General features: G+C 65.7%; 12 protein-coding genes. 6 read left to right on the forward strand and 6 right to left on the reverse strand.

What is annotated here, in order from left to right; translation table 11 throughout:
• Positions 1-153: 153 nt before the first annotated feature.
• Positions 154-552, forward strand: a complete 399-nt coding sequence (locus BM004_RS41000) for a hypothetical protein (RefSeq protein WP_143072619.1) — start codon at positions 154-156, stop codon at positions 550-552.
• Positions 553-749: 197 nt separating this feature from the next.
• On the opposite strand, the gene BM004_RS34725 is transcribed toward BM004_RS41000, so the two are convergent.
• The gene (locus BM004_RS34725; RefSeq protein WP_093220471.1) at positions 750-2195 is read right to left on the reverse strand and encodes an IS1182 family transposase; all 1446 of its coding nucleotides are present in this window, start codon (positions 2193-2195) and stop codon (positions 750-752) included.
• 273 nt (positions 2196-2468) lie between these two features.
• Positions 2469-2765 (reverse strand): hypothetical protein, encoded by a 297-nt coding sequence (locus tag BM004_RS34730; RefSeq protein ID WP_093220473.1) that lies wholly within the window; start codon positions 2763-2765, stop codon positions 2469-2471.
• Between the two features lie 350 nt (positions 2766-3115).
• Between BM004_RS34730 and BM004_RS34735 the strand changes: the two genes are divergently transcribed.
• Complete coding sequence (locus BM004_RS34735; RefSeq protein WP_093220476.1) at positions 3116-4126, forward strand: LysR family transcriptional regulator; 1011 nt, start codon at positions 3116-3118, stop codon at positions 4124-4126.
• Here BM004_RS34735 and BM004_RS34740 read toward each other — a convergent pair.
• The 4 genes from BM004_RS34740 to BM004_RS34760 form a co-directional block, all read right to left on the reverse strand.
• Positions 4044-4940 carry an ABC transporter permease subunit gene (locus BM004_RS34740; RefSeq protein WP_093220478.1) on the reverse strand — a complete coding sequence of 299 codons (897 nt, stop codon included), beginning with the start codon at positions 4938-4940 and terminating at the stop codon, positions 4044-4046. The genes BM004_RS34735 and BM004_RS34740 overlap by 83 nt on opposite strands.
• Positions 4933-5721, reverse strand: coding sequence for a taurine ABC transporter ATP-binding protein (locus tag BM004_RS34745; protein WP_093129521.1), 789 nt, complete (start codon positions 5719-5721; stop codon positions 4933-4935). The genes BM004_RS34740 and BM004_RS34745 overlap by 8 nt, the downstream gene beginning before the upstream one ends.
• A 13-nt stretch (positions 5722-5734) precedes the next feature.
• On the reverse strand, positions 5735-6742 hold the full coding sequence (gene tauA, locus BM004_RS34750) for a taurine ABC transporter substrate-binding protein (RefSeq protein WP_093129520.1): 1008 nt from the start codon (positions 6740-6742) through the stop codon (positions 5735-5737).
• A 441-nt stretch (positions 6743-7183) separates the two neighbouring features.
• The gene (locus tag BM004_RS34760) at positions 7184-8719 is read right to left on the reverse strand and encodes a MocR-like pyridoxine biosynthesis transcription factor PdxR (RefSeq protein ID WP_093129519.1); all 1536 of its coding nucleotides are present in this window, start codon (positions 8717-8719) and stop codon (positions 7184-7186) included.
• Positions 8720-8858: 139 nt separating this feature from the next.
• On the opposite strand from BM004_RS34760, the gene BM004_RS34765 reads away from it, so the two are divergent.
• The 4 genes from BM004_RS34765 (at position 8859) to BM004_RS34780 (ending at position 13662) form a co-directional block, all read left to right on the forward strand.
• Entirely contained in the window at positions 8859-9278 is a 420-nt protein-coding gene (locus BM004_RS34765) for a nuclear transport factor 2 family protein (protein WP_093220481.1), read from the forward strand.
• A 58-nt stretch (positions 9279-9336) separates the two neighbouring features.
• Positions 9337-10821 (forward strand): NAD(P)/FAD-dependent oxidoreductase, encoded by a 1485-nt coding sequence (locus BM004_RS34770; RefSeq protein ID WP_256220187.1) that lies wholly within the window; start codon positions 9337-9339, stop codon positions 10819-10821.
• Between the two features lie 243 nt (positions 10822-11064).
• Positions 11065-12672, forward strand: coding sequence for an ABC transporter substrate-binding protein (locus tag BM004_RS34775; RefSeq protein ID WP_093129517.1), 1608 nt, complete (start codon positions 11065-11067; stop codon positions 12670-12672).
• Positions 12673-12684: 12 nt separating this feature from the next.
• Positions 12685-13662, forward strand: a complete 978-nt coding sequence (locus BM004_RS34780) for an ABC transporter permease (protein WP_093220483.1) — start codon at positions 12685-12687, stop codon at positions 13660-13662.
• Positions 13663-13713 lie beyond the last annotated feature (51 nt).

The following is a 13713-nucleotide window of genomic DNA, read 5'->3' on the forward strand; positions in this document are numbered from 1 at the left end:
TAGAGAAGCGTGAACTGCACCGAGACGTTCTGTTCGACGAAACCAAAATACCGAGATACTCTGCGCTTGACAAACTGGCCCGATCAGAGAAGCAGACCTTGACCGCGCGCCGGTAATGGGTAGCCTCGGATCCACCCCAACGAGGTCTCACACTTGATCGATTCGCCTCATCTACAAGCAGCAAGTCGGGCGCGCGAAGCGCAATGGCGCGAGTACGCCCTGGGTGACCGCCACCTGACAGAATTCGTCGCAGAACACAGTGATGCATTTGACTGCCTCGAATACGATCTTCGGGAGCTCTTCTCGGAAGCGGCGCTCAATGCACTCTTGGCACACGGGGTCACCACGATCGACGCCAATCGCCGTGGTCTCCGAATGGTTTCGTTCGGCTCCGGCGGAGTTCGAGAAGGCGATCTTGCAGATGGCGTGCGGCTTTCCTTGGCGTTTCGCCGCTGGGCGGCTAGGGGCTGGATAGATCTCAATCTCGCCTCTGACGATAGCTCCAGTGAGGCCAAGCTTGTGGGGGTTTGGACGGTTCGTGGACGGCGGTAATACAAGCGTGGAGCGTCAGCTTTGGAGCGAATCGAACTTCTGGTCTGGGCCGAGGCTGTGTAGAAACGTGCGGCGCCGTCATGCGAACGACGACGTGCTGAGATCAACGGACTTCTTTCGGTGCCGAGACGCATCTGAGATCGACTGCGAGGCCTTCACTGCACCTCATGGAGGCGCGAAGGAGCGCCTGAAGAGGCTCATGCCCCCGCTAGCCGCATACCCTTCATCATTTTCGCAATCCCCAATACGCTCATCACGCGCTTGAGGTTGTAAGCAAGCACGTGAAGACTCATCTCCGTCCCAACGTGAGCCATCGTCTTCATCAGGAAGTGCGTCGAGCCCATCCAGTGTTTCAGCGTTCCAAACACATGCTCGATGGTCGAGCGCCGCAATGTCATCGCATTGGGCTTGCGGTCCAGGCGCTGCTGCATTCGCTCGATCACGCCTTCGTGCGCCCAACGACGGATGCGTCGGAAGGATGAAGTCGTGCACTGATCCTTCAGCGCGCAACCTGGACAGGCGCTGGACCAGTAGAGACGCAGGTCCAGGTTGTCCTCCAATCTGCTGAACCGGAAGACGGCTCGCTGCCCGGCAGGGCAACGGTATTCATCGTCTTTCTTGATGTAGACGAAGTCAGCCTTGCCGAAGCGCCCGTGCGCCTTCGCGTTGGAAGTCATCGGCTTGGGTACGAAGGCAGTGATGCCCGCGTCTTCGCAGGCCTTGATCTCCAGGCTGTTGAAGTAGCCGCGATCCGCGAAGGCCTGCACCTTGGTCTTGCCCATTGCTTCGCGTGCCGCCACTGCCATCTTGCTCAGCTGAGTTCGGTCATTGCCGATGTTCGTGACCTCGTGGGCGACGATGAGGTGGTGCTTACCGTCGACCGCCGTCTGGACGTTGTAGCCAACGATGCCTGTGCTCTTGCCGGACTGAAGCATCGAGCGCGCATCGGGGTCCGTTAACGAGCGCTGCTGGCCCGGTTCACTCTTGAGTTGCGCCTTCGTTTTGTCGAGTTGCCGCATCTGTTCGCGCAGCTTGCCGATCTTCTCCTGCAGGCGATCCGTCTTGGCTTCGAAGTCGGCGGGCTGAACACGGTCCGCGGTCTCCAGTGCATCGAGATAGCGTTGGATACTTTGCTCGATCTGCTCCTTGCGTGCGTCGATCTTGCCCGGCGAGAAGTTGCGGTCGCGGCTGTTGACGGCCTTGAACTTGCTGCCGTCGATGGCCACCACGGCTTGCGAGAAGAGCTTCATTTGCCGGCACAGCACCATGAAGCTGCGGCACACGTTGCGGATACCCTTTCCGTTGTTGCGGCGGAAATCGGCAATGGTCTTGAAGTCGGGAGTCAGGCGGCCGGTAAGCCACATGAGTTCGACGTTGCGTTGGGCTTCGCGCTCCAGCCGGCGGCTCGACTGGATGCGATTGAGGTAGCCGTAGATATAGAGCTTGAGCAGAACCGATGGGTGATAACCAGGGCGGCCAGTGATTGCAGGGTCTGCACCCTCAAAGCCGAGAGCGCCTAGATTCAATTCGTTGACGAACGCATCGACGATGCGCACCGGGTTGTCTTCGTCGACATAGTCGTCAAGGCATTCCGGCAACAACGTGACCTGGTGTCGGTCTGCGCCTTCGATGAATCGCTTCATGGGCCACCTCGCTAGAAACGGGTGACCTCATTTTATTTTTGGACTGGCATTTGGGGAAGGGTTTTCACACAGCCTCGGCCCAAAGCCGCCGGCCGTATACCCGCCCCAAGCTCACCAACTCGGCAGCATCGTCGAAATTGGCTCAACAACCGTGATCACGCCTGCCCCGCCGCCGATCACAGTTGTCGCGCAAGCCGTTGATTTTCACAAGCTGGCCGCACAGCATTTGTGCATGCCTACATCCGTGATGACCAACGGTTCTCCGCGGGCTTTTTATTGCACATCACTTTCGCTCACGGCAACACGCAACGCCTGCACCGTGACGTCGGCCACCTCAATCCGCCGCCGCAATTCCTCATTGACCAGCCCCATCAGCGTGCTGAGCTCCGTGCGACTCGGACAAAGCTCTTCCGCCTCGCTCCTGTGCTGCGGCTCGATCAATTTTTCAAGGCATGCGTACGCACGCCACACAACGTGCAGGGCGTCGACGTCATCGCAAGCCTGCAGCGCGAGCGATTCCGCGCTGGCGGCTTCTTCAGAAGATTCGGGGAACGGGGGAACGTGAGCCATGAATGGCCTCCAAGGGTTTCGGTTTTCTGAAACCGACGCACCCGAGTCCAAGCGGAGGCGGCGGCTCGACGAGTTGGACTACCGGGAAACCACTTGCGTGAAACCGGCCGGGCTCGCGCCCGCCCATCGAGCCGCCTAAAAGGGAGGCACGAACGACAAAGCCGCAGACCTTGCGGGTGACTGCGGCTTGCGTCGCAGTGATTTCAGCGGGAGTCCAATCCCGATCACGCCTCTTTTTGACGTGACGGCCGCAGTATAGCCACGCAGGTGTCCGCTCTCGCAGGGCGCAAATGCCGCCGATGCCCCCGCAAAAAACCCCGAATCCGGAAGCTGGAACAATCCGCCCACTTATGGACGGCCTCGACCTCATCAAAACCTTCCGTGAAGTCGCGTTCCGGCGCAGCTTCTCCCGCGCGGCGATTTCGCTGGGCATGTCGAAAGCCACGGTGAGCCGCTACGTGGCCGAGCTGGAAACCCGCAGCGGGGTGCGCCTGCTGAACCGCTCCACCCGCTCGCTGAGCCTGACCGACGCCGGCCAGGTGCTGCTGGAGCGCAGCACCGAGCTGGTGGAGATGGCCGAGAACACGCTGAACGACCTGCAGGCCCACGGCTCGCATCCGCGCGGGCGGCTGCGCATGAGCGCGCCGCACGGGCTCATTGCGGGCTGGCTGTCGGACGTGATCGCGGAGTTCATCAAGCGCTACCCCGAGGTGTACGTGAGCCTCATGTTCACCAACGAGAACCTCGACCTGATCGAGGAAGGCATCGACATCCACCTGACCGGCGGGCGCATCGACGACATGAACCTGATCGTGCGGCGGCTGGTGCAGTTCGACATGGTGGTGTGCGCGTCGCCCGGCTACTGGGCGCAGCGCGGCATTCCCCAGGTGCCCGACGACCTGGCCAAGCACGAGGTGCTGAGCTACTCGGCGCAGCCCACCACGCACCTGCCCTTCGAGACCAACGGCCAGCCGCACGACGTGGCGGTGCACAGCCGCATGGAGGCCAACGACGCGATTGCGCTGATCGAGCTGGCGCTGCGCGGCGTGGGCGTGGCCTATGTGCCCGAGCCGCTGGCGCAGTCGCACCTGGAACGCGGCGCGCTGGTGCCGGTGCTGCGCGAGCACATGCCGCACGAGCACTGGCTGTATGCCGCGTACTCGCAGCGCCGGCACAACAGCGCCGCGATGCGCGCGATGCTCGACTTCCTGGAGCAGTCGATGGGGCCGAACGGCGAGTTCCCGCAGGTGATGCCCGCCGCCCAGCCGGTGGCGCCGCCTACATGCGCCCTTTCCAGGGAACAAGCCGTCTTTCGAGCCACCGCATCAGCAGGTCGAACAGATACGCCACCACGCCAATGACGATGATGCCCATGATGACGATGTCGGTGCGCAGGAAGTTCGACGCGTTCAGCACCATCTGACCCAGCCCCATGTTGGCCGCAACCATCTCGGCAGCCACGAGCGTGGTCCAGCCGAAGCCGATGGCAATGCGCATGCCCACCAATATGTCGGGCAGGGCCGAAGGCAAGATGACGTGGCGAATGACCTGCATGTAGCTCGCGCCCATGGAGTACGCGGCGTTGATCTGCTCCTGCGACGCGCTGCGCATGCCCGAGCGCGCGGCCAGCGCCAGCGGCGCAAAGCAGCTCAGGAAGATCAGCAGCACCTTGGGCAGCTCGTCGATGCCGAACCAGATGATGATGAGCGGCAGGTACGCCAGCGGCGGCAGCGGCCGGTAGAACTCCAGCGGCGGGTCGAAGATGCCGCGCCAGAAGCGGCTCATGCCCATGGCAATGCCTACCGGAATGGCCGTGACGCAAGCCAGCAAAAAGGCCGAGAACACGCGGAACATGCTCGCCAGAAAGTGCTGCCACAGCGGCTTGTCGTTGGCCTGCCCCGTGAGGTATTCGTAGAACTGCTGGAACACGGCCTGCGGCGTGGGCAGGAACAGCGGCTTGACCCAGCCCATGTTGGTCACGATGAACCACAGCGCCACCAGCGCCACCACGGTGACCACGCTGATGGTCACGCTGGAGCCTTCGCCCGGCACCTTGAAGGCGCTGGTCTTGAGCTTGGTGCCGGGGGCCGGCGAAGCAGGTGCAGGTGTCGGCGCGGCGGGCTTGGAAGGAGGCGTCATGACGGCGACGGGCGATGCGATGGTGACGTCAGGCATGGGCGGCCTCGCGATGGTGAATGATCGACAGCACTTCTTCACGCATGCGGATGAACTCGGGCTCCGACTTCACCTTGCGCGAATCGCCGTGCGACAGGAACTGCCGCGAGAACGGCACGTTGTCGTACACATGCGAGATGCGCCCCGGGCTCGGGCTCATCACGATCAGCCGGGTGGCCAGGAACAGCGCCTCTTCCACCGAGTGGGTGATGAAGAACACCATCTTGTTGGACTTGGACCAGGCCTGCAGAAGAATCTCCTGCACCTGTTCGCGCGTGAACGCGTCGAGCGCGCCCATGGGTTCGTCCATGAGCAGCACGGCCGGGTCGCTGGCCAGCGCGCGCGCAATGCCCACGCGCTGCTGCATGCCGCCCGAGAGTTCGTACACCGCGCGGTCGGCGTACTTCTGCAGGCCGACGAGGTTGAGCTTCTCTTCGGCAACGCGGTCGCGCTCGGCCTTGCCGACGCCGGCCAGCCGCAGGCCGAGCGCCACGTTGTCGCGCACGTTGAGCCAGGGCATGAGCGCGTGCTTCTGGAACACCACGCCGCGGTCGGCACCCGGGCCGGCCACGGGCTTGCCGTCGAGCAGGATCTCGCCGGTGGAAGGCGGCAGGAAGCCCGCGATGCTGTTGAGCAGCGTGGTCTTGCCGCAGCCCGAGGCGCCGAGCGCCACGACGAAATCTCCGTCTCGCATGGTGAGGTTCACCGGCGCCAGCGCCTGCAGCGTGCCGCCCTTGACGGCGTAGTTGACCGTCAGGTCGCGAATGTCGAGCGTGGGCATGCGTGGCCCCCGTTCACTTGCCCATCGCCTTGTCGACGTAGGCCGTCGTCACGAAGGCGCTGTAGTCGGGCTTGACCTCCTGCACGCGGCCCTGCTCCTTCAGGAACGCGGCCGTGTTGGCCATGGCCTTTGCCGCGCCGCCGCCCAGCCAGGCCGGCGAGACCTGCTCGGCCATGGTGGGGAAGGTGTAGAGCGACATGGCGGCCGACACGTCCTTCGGGTCGGCCTTGGTCCACTTGGCCATGGCCTTGGTCTGCGGCGAGTCGGGTGTCCAGCTCTTGCCGGAGGCCTTGTACTCTTCGTTGGCGCGGTTCAGCGCCTTCACGAAGGCGACCATGAACGGCTCGTTGGCGGCGGCCCACTTGGCGTTGACCACGATGCCTTCGAACGTGGGCGCCCCGCGCTTGCCGATGCTGCCCGACGTGGCAATGGTCTTGCCGTTGGCCTTGATCTTGGAGAGCACCGGGTCCCAGATGAACGTGGCGTCGATGTCGCCGCGCTCCCAGGCGGCCGCGATTTCCGGCGGGCGCATGTTCATCACGTTCACGCTCTTGGGGTCGACGCCGTCCATCTTCATGCCGGCCATGAGCTGGTAGTGCGCGGTCGACACGAAGGGCGTGGCCACCTTCTTGCCGGCCAGGTCCTTCATGCTGTTGATGCCCGACGCGTTGCGCGCGATCAGTGCCTCGGCGTTGGCGATGTCGGCGGAGATCCAGAACAGCTTGATGTCCTGCCCCTGGCTGGCCGCGGCCGTCAATGGGCTGGAGCCGGTTTCGCCCATCTGCACGTCGCCCGAAGCCATTGCGCGGATCACGTCGCCGCCGCCGGAGAACATGCGCCAGTTGATCTTGTAGCCCGTGGCCTTCTCGACCTCGCCGGACTCCATCACCAGCCGCAGCGGCACCAGCATGTCCTGGTGGGCGAAGGTGACTTCCTTGGTTTGCGCGAGCGCGGCACCGCCGAGCGTGAATGCCGCCACGAGGGCTGCGCACTGGAGGGAAAGACGTCGGTTCATGGTCATCGTTTTCTCCTGGAGGTTGAATCTCGGGGGCGACTTTGCACCGATCCCCTCCAGCCAGGAAGTACCAGCCACCGCATGGCCGTGGAGCCAGTGGATGGGGACTTACCCTCGTTCTGGTGCGTCGCGCACGCGTGAGGTGCGCCGCAAAGTCTCAAGCCGAGCGAAGCAATGGCCCGACCGGCTCCCCCTCCCCTCTGGCCGCGCCGAGGAGCGGAGCGTTTCGCGGATCAGGGCCCACCCTTGTCCGAGCGCGGCGAGTTTGGGTGGGACCCCGCGAAACGTGAGCACCGCGGGTTGCCCGCAGCGAAGCGGGGGGACGCGGAGGGACGCGGAGGGACGCGGGCAGTGGGGTCGCCTTTCTTTTGCCTACTTTTCTTTGGCGAAGCAAAGAAAAGCAGGTCGCCTGCCGGGGCGAGTCCCGGCTCCGAAAAGTCAAAAGATTCAGTGCGTCCGACCGCCAGCAGGCCGTTTCTCGCCACGCGCCAAAGCCAGCTCCTCCACAGCCATCCCCAAAGCCCGAATCCCCGCAGGAATCTGCGCCGCAGCAATGGAAGACAAGCGCAGCCGAAAGAACGGACAAGGATAAGGAGGCCGCGCAAAAAACACGTCCCCCGCCTCGATCAGCACCCCATGGTTGCGCGCCATCAACGACAGCTCGGTCGCATCCACCCAGGTAGGCGCCTGCACCCAGATGGAGGCCCCGCCGGAAGGCAGCCGAAACTCGAAGTCGGGCAGGTGGTCACGCAGCGCCTGTGCCGCCAGGGCCAGCCGTTCCTGCATCGCATGGTTCACCCGCCGCGCATGCGACTCGTGGTGCCCCAGCGAAAGAAACAGCGCATAGGCGTGCTGCAGGAAAGCACTCGGGTGCCGCACCATCGCATGCCGAATGACCCGCAGTTCCTTGATCAGCGCACGCGGCGCCACGATGAACCCCAGCCGCAGCGCAGGCGACAAGCTCTTCGACACAGACCCCACGTAGATCACCCGCCCCGTCTTGTCCAGGCTCTTGAGCGCAGGCATCGGCGTGCCTTCGTACAGGTTCTCCGCCTCGTAGTCGTCCTCGATGATCACGAAGTCCTGCAGCTCCGCCTTGCGCAGCAGCCACTGGCGCCGCTCCAGGCTCAAGGTGGCGGTGGTCGGGCTCTGGTGCGAAGGCGTCACGAACAGGTAGTCCGCGGCCGGTAGCGCGTCGACCACCAGCCCGTCTTCGTCCACATCCACCTCGACCCACTTGGGTTGCCGCAGCGAGAAGCTGTTGCGCGCATGCGGGTGCCCCGGCTCCTCCAGGCCCACGCGCGTCTGCTCGTCGAACAGCGCCTCGGCCAGCAGGTAGTAGGCGTGCTGCGCGCCCATCGTCACCAGGATCTCTTCCTTCAGCGCGAACACGCCGCGCTTGGGCAGCAGCCGCGTGCGTATCTGCTCGATCAGGTCGGGCACGTCGTCGGTCTCGAAGTCCGGCGTCCAGTGCGGCAGCTGCGAGCGCGCCAGGCTGCGCGCGCAGCACTCGCGAAAGTCTTCGGTGGGAAACAGCTGCGGGTCGTAGTTGCCGTAGACAAAGGGGTACGGGTAGTCGCGCCACCGGTCGGGCTTGGACAGCGTGGGCTTGTCGAGCAGCGAGCGCAGCACGCGCCCCGACCAGTCGGGCGGCTGGCTCGCCTGCCCGCTGCGCCCCACCAGCGGCTCCGCGTGCACGGCGGAGACCGGCCGCGCATTGCGCGCCACGAACACCCCGCTGCGCGGACGCGCTTCAAGAAAGCCTTCGTCGATCAGTTGCAGATAGGCCGAGGTGACGGTGTTGCGGCTCAACCCCAGCAACGCGGCGAGCTCGCGCGACGAAGGCAGCGGCGCCCCCGGGCTCAGGTGTTCTTCAAGAATGGCCTGCACCACGGCAGACCGCAAACGGGCCTGCAGGGGCAACGCCGGCTGGTCGGGCAGCGCAAAGAGCTGCGCCCATTGGGTGGCTCGCGGGTTGGGCATGGTGCGCCGCAGTTTAGGGCAGCGCGCGCCGTTCTTCACGTTCCGGTGGCGTTCTGGCTCGGTCGAATCCCCGCAACTGGCCCTATCGCGCGGCCAGCGGGCTGCCTACGCTTGCCCCATCAATTTCCGGAGCTTCCGCGTGACCGCCTCTTCTTCATCTTCCTCTTCTTCGTCCTCGGTGACCACCGACACTCTCGCCGCCTTCAGCGACGCCTGGAACCGCCACGACATCGACGCCCTCATGGGCTTCATGACCGCCGACTGCATCTTCCAGACCGCCGCCGGCCCCGACGCCTGCGGCACGCGCCACGTGGGCACCGAGGCGGTGCGCAAGGCCTTCGCCACCGCGTGGGCCGCCGTGCCCGACGCGCAGTGGGTGAACGGCCAGCACTTCGTGCACGGCGACTTCGGCACCTCGCAGTGGACCTTCACCGGCACCGCCGCCGACGGCAGCCGCATCGAGACCGACGGCATCGACGTGTTCACCTTCAGGGGCGACAGGATCCACCTGAAGAACGTGTTCCGCAAGGCCCGCCCCAACCTGCCCGCCGCCAAGTAAGCCCCGGCGCGCACAACCCGCACAGCCCGGCCTTTCTCTTCCTCTCTTGGAGCCCTTCATGACCATGACAGGCACCGTGCCGTTCGCCACCGCGAGCGCGGCCATCGACAGCGCATCGCTCCAGCAGCCCCCCCCGTCGCACCAGGCGCCGTTTCGGCCCTACGACCCGCAGTACGACCCGCTGCACGCGCCCGACCCCGGCGCGGGCCGCGCCTACGCGCCCACCTGGTGGGTGGCCAGCGCCGGCGAGCCGCCGGAGGACGACGGCCCGCTGGTGCGCGACATCGATGTCGACGTGGCCATCATCGGCTCGGGCGCCACCGGCATGTCGACCGCGCTGTACCTCGCGCAGGAACACGGCATTCGCGCCACGGTGCTCGAAGCCAACCAGGCCGCGTGGGGCTGCTCCAGCCGCAGCGGCGGGCAGGGCCAGAACGCGAGCGGGCGCCTGAAGCGCTCGCAGTGGATCCAGCGCTGGGGCATGGACACCGCCAAGCAGCTCGACGCCGAGATCCGCAGCGGCTTCGAGAATTTTCGCGAGCTCACGCGCCAGATCGACTGCGATGCCTTCGACGGCGGCCACCTCTACCTGGCGCATCGGCGCGAGAAGCTGCCGGTGCTCGCGGCCGAGGCGCAGCTCATGCGCGAGAAGTTCGGCTACGCCACGCGGATGATGAGCGCCGAAGAGGTGCACGAAGGCTACTGCGACGAGCGCGAGACGGTGGGCGCGATGTTCGAGGCCGAGGGCATCGGCATCCACCCGCTGAAGTTCACCTTCGGGCTGATGCAGCGCGCCCGCGCGCTCGGCGTGACGGTGCACACCTCGAGCCCGGTGCAGGGCTGGCACACGGTGGACGGCGTGCACCATCTGCAGACACCGGCCGGCGTGGTGCGCGCGCGCCGCGTGGCGGTGTGCACCGGCGGCTACACGGGGCAGGCGCTGAGCCCGCTGCTGAAGAACCGGATCATGCCGATCCTGTCGAACTCGGTGGTCACGCGCCCGCTGACCGACGCCGAGCTGCAGGCCACCAACTTCAAGTCGCAGACCTTCCTGACCGACACGCGCACGCTGCGCTTCTATTACCGGCTGCTCAAGGGCAACCGGCTGCAGATCGGCAGCCGCAGCTCGGTGAGCGGCGCCGACGCCGAGCACCCGGTGCACCTGAAGCTGCTGACGGACGCCATTGCGCGCAAGTTCCCGCCGCTGGCGGGCATCCGCATCGACTACTCGTGGTGGGGCTGGGTCGACATGAGCCACGACATGATGCCGCGCATCACGCAGCCCGAGGCCGACAAGAAGGTCTGGTACGCGGTGGGCTACGGCGGCAACGGCGTGTCGTTCTCCACCTGGGCGGGCAAGCGGCTGGCCGAGCGCGTGGCCGGCAAGGACACGGGCAAGGACGTGTTCGAGCTGCCCATCTACGGCTCGCCGCTGCCGTTTCCCAACGTGCTGGGGCTGGTGGAGTCGCGCGCGTTCGCGCCGTTCCGGCGCGTGGGGCAGCGCATGCTCTACAAGTGGTACTGGCTGCGGGACGAGAAGTAGCGTTTTCGTGCATCGGGGAAGGCACCGCGCAAGCACCTTCCGCGGGCATTCCCCAAGGCATTCCCCGAAGTGGCGCACCACCCCGCCGCACAACGGGGCAAACCCGCCCCCTCTGGCCCTGTGACTCGCGCCGCGTTGGCTCTTCGCCAGCGGGCCGCAAGCACCTATCTTCGACACCAAGGTGCCGCATGCCGATGCACACCGAATCCCGATTGCCTGTGTCGAACTCTCCGAGGTCCTGCCATGTCGCTTCCCGTTTTCACGCGCCGCACCACCCTGCTCTCCGCCACCTTCGCGGCGGCGGGCACCCTGCTCCCGCTGCCAAGCTTCGCGGCCGACGAGCCCAAGCGCGGCGGCACGCTGGTCATCGGCAGCACGCAGACGCCGCGGCACCTGAACGGCGCGGTGCAGTCGGGCATCGCCACCGCCATGCCCTCCACGCAGGTGTTCGCCAGCCCGCTGCGCTTCGACGACAAGTGGAACCCGCAGCCCTACCTGGCGGAGTCGTGGAAGCTGGCCGACGACGCCAGGTCGCTCACGCTCAAGCTGCGCAAGGACGCGGTGTTCCATGACGGCAAGCCCGTCACCTCCGCCGACGTGGCCTTCTCCATCATGGCCATCAAGGCCAACCATCCCTTCGCCACCATGATGGGCCCGGTCGAGAAGGTGGACACGCCCGACGCGCAGACCGCCGTCATCCGCATGAGCGTGCCGCACCCGGCCATCGTGCTGGCGATGTCGCCCGCGCTGTGCCCCATTCTTCCCAAGCACATCTACGGCGACGGGCAGGACCTGAAGAACCACCCGCGCAACAGCACCGACGTGATCGGCTCCGGCCCGTTCCGCGTGACCGAGTTCAAGCCTTCGCAGCGCATCGTGCTGGAGCGCTTCGACAAGTTCTTCCTGCCCAACAAGCCCTACCTCGACAAGGTGATCTTCAACGTCACGCCCGACATGGCCAGCCTGGTGCTGGGCCTGGAGCGCGGCGACGTGCAGATGCTGCCCTTCGCCACGCTGCCCACCGACCTGAAGCGCCTGGCCAACGACCCCAAGGTGTCGCTCACGCCCAAGGGCTACGACGGCATCGGCCCGCTCAACTGGCTGGCCTTCAACACGGCGAAGAAGCCGCTGTCGGACGTGCAGGTGCGCAAGGCCATTGCCACGTCCATCGACAAGAACTTCATCACCAAGGCGCTGATGGGCGGCTTTGCCACGGTGTCCGACGGTCCGCTGGTGGCCAGCAGCCCATTTGCCGTGACCGACCTGGTGCGCTACCCGCTGGACCTGAAGAAGGCCGGCGAGATGCTGGACGCCGCGGGCTACAAGGCCGGTGCAGGGGGTGTGGGCGGCGAGCGCTTCAAGCTCACCATCGACTACCTGCCCGGCGGCGACGACCAGCAGAAGAACGTGGCGGAGTACATCCGCGGCCAGCTCAAGAAGGTGGGCATCACGGTGGAGGTGCGCGCCTCGGCCGACTTCCCGGCCTGGGCCAAGCGCCTGGCCACGCACGACTTCGACATGTCGATGGACGCGGTGTTCAACTGGGGCGACCCGATCATCGGCGTGCACCGCACCTACCTGTCGACCAACATCAAGCCGATCGTCTGGACCAACACGCAGTCGTACGCGAACCCGAAGGTCGACGAGCTGCTCAATACCGCCGGCAGCCTGACCGACCCGACGCAGCGCAAGGCCTACTACGCGACCTTCCAGAAGATCGTGACCGACGAGCTGCCCATCGAGTTCATCAACCAGGTGCCCTACCACACCATCACCAGCAAGAAGGTGGGCAACGTGCCGACCACCATCTGGGGGCCGCTGTCGCCGCTGGACGAGGTGTACCTCAAGTAAGGCGGGCAGCTCATGGCCACGCTGCGTTATGCCGCCTCGCGACTGCTCCAGGCCCTGGGCCTGGTGCTCGCGGTGGTGGTGCTGAATTTCGTGCTCGTGCACGCCGCGCCGGGCGACCCGGTGGAAACCATTGCCGGTGCCAGCGGCGGCATGTCGCCCGAACTCATGGCGCAGCTGCGCACGCAGTACGGGCTGGACAAGTCGCTGCCCGTGCAGCTCGGCATCTACCTGGGCAAGGTGGCGCAGGGCGACCTGGGCTACTCGTACTTCTTCAACCTGCCGGTGACGAGCATGATTGCCGAGCGCGTGCCCGCCACGCTGCTGCTGGTGCTGAGCTCGGTGCTGCTGGCGTTCTTCGTGGGCACGGCGCTGGGCGTGCTGTCGTCGCGCAAGCCGAACGGCTGGCTGTCGCAGTTCATCACGGTGCTGTCGCTGGTGGGCTTCGCGGCGCCGGTGTTCTGGCTGGGGATCATGCTGGTGATCCTGCTGGCGTCGGTGTTTCCCATCCTGCCGGTGGCGGGCATGCGCGCCATCGACTCGTCCGGTACCGGCGGCCTGGCCGACATGCTCGACGTGGCGCACCACCTGGTGCTGCCCACGCTCACGCTGAGCCTGGTGTACCTGGCGCAGTACAGCCGGCTCGCGCGCTCGTCGATGCTCGACGTGCTGGGCTCGGACTTCATTCGCACCGCGCGCGCCAAGGGCCTGGCCGAGCGCGTGGTGCTCTACAAGCACGCGCTGCGCAATGCGCTGCTGCCGGTGGTCACGGTGCTGGGGCTGCAGTTCGGCAACGTGCTGGCCGGCGCCATCCTGGTGGAGACGGTGTTCAACTGGCCGGGCCTCGGCCGGCTGGCCTTCGAGTCGGTGCTGCGGCGCGACTACCCCACCATCCTGGGCGTGCTGCTGTTCTCGTCGGTCGTGGTGGTGGTGATGAACCAGCTCACCGACCTGTGCTATCGCTTCATCGACCCACGGATCAAGGCCTCATGAGCAAGGTGATCACGATGCCCCCTGTTGCTGCTGCATCTTCCAAGGCCAAAG

It is taken from the genome of Variovorax sp. OK212 (assembly GCF_900112425.1).
Taxonomy (GTDB): domain Bacteria; phylum Pseudomonadota; class Gammaproteobacteria; order Burkholderiales; family Burkholderiaceae_C; genus Variovorax.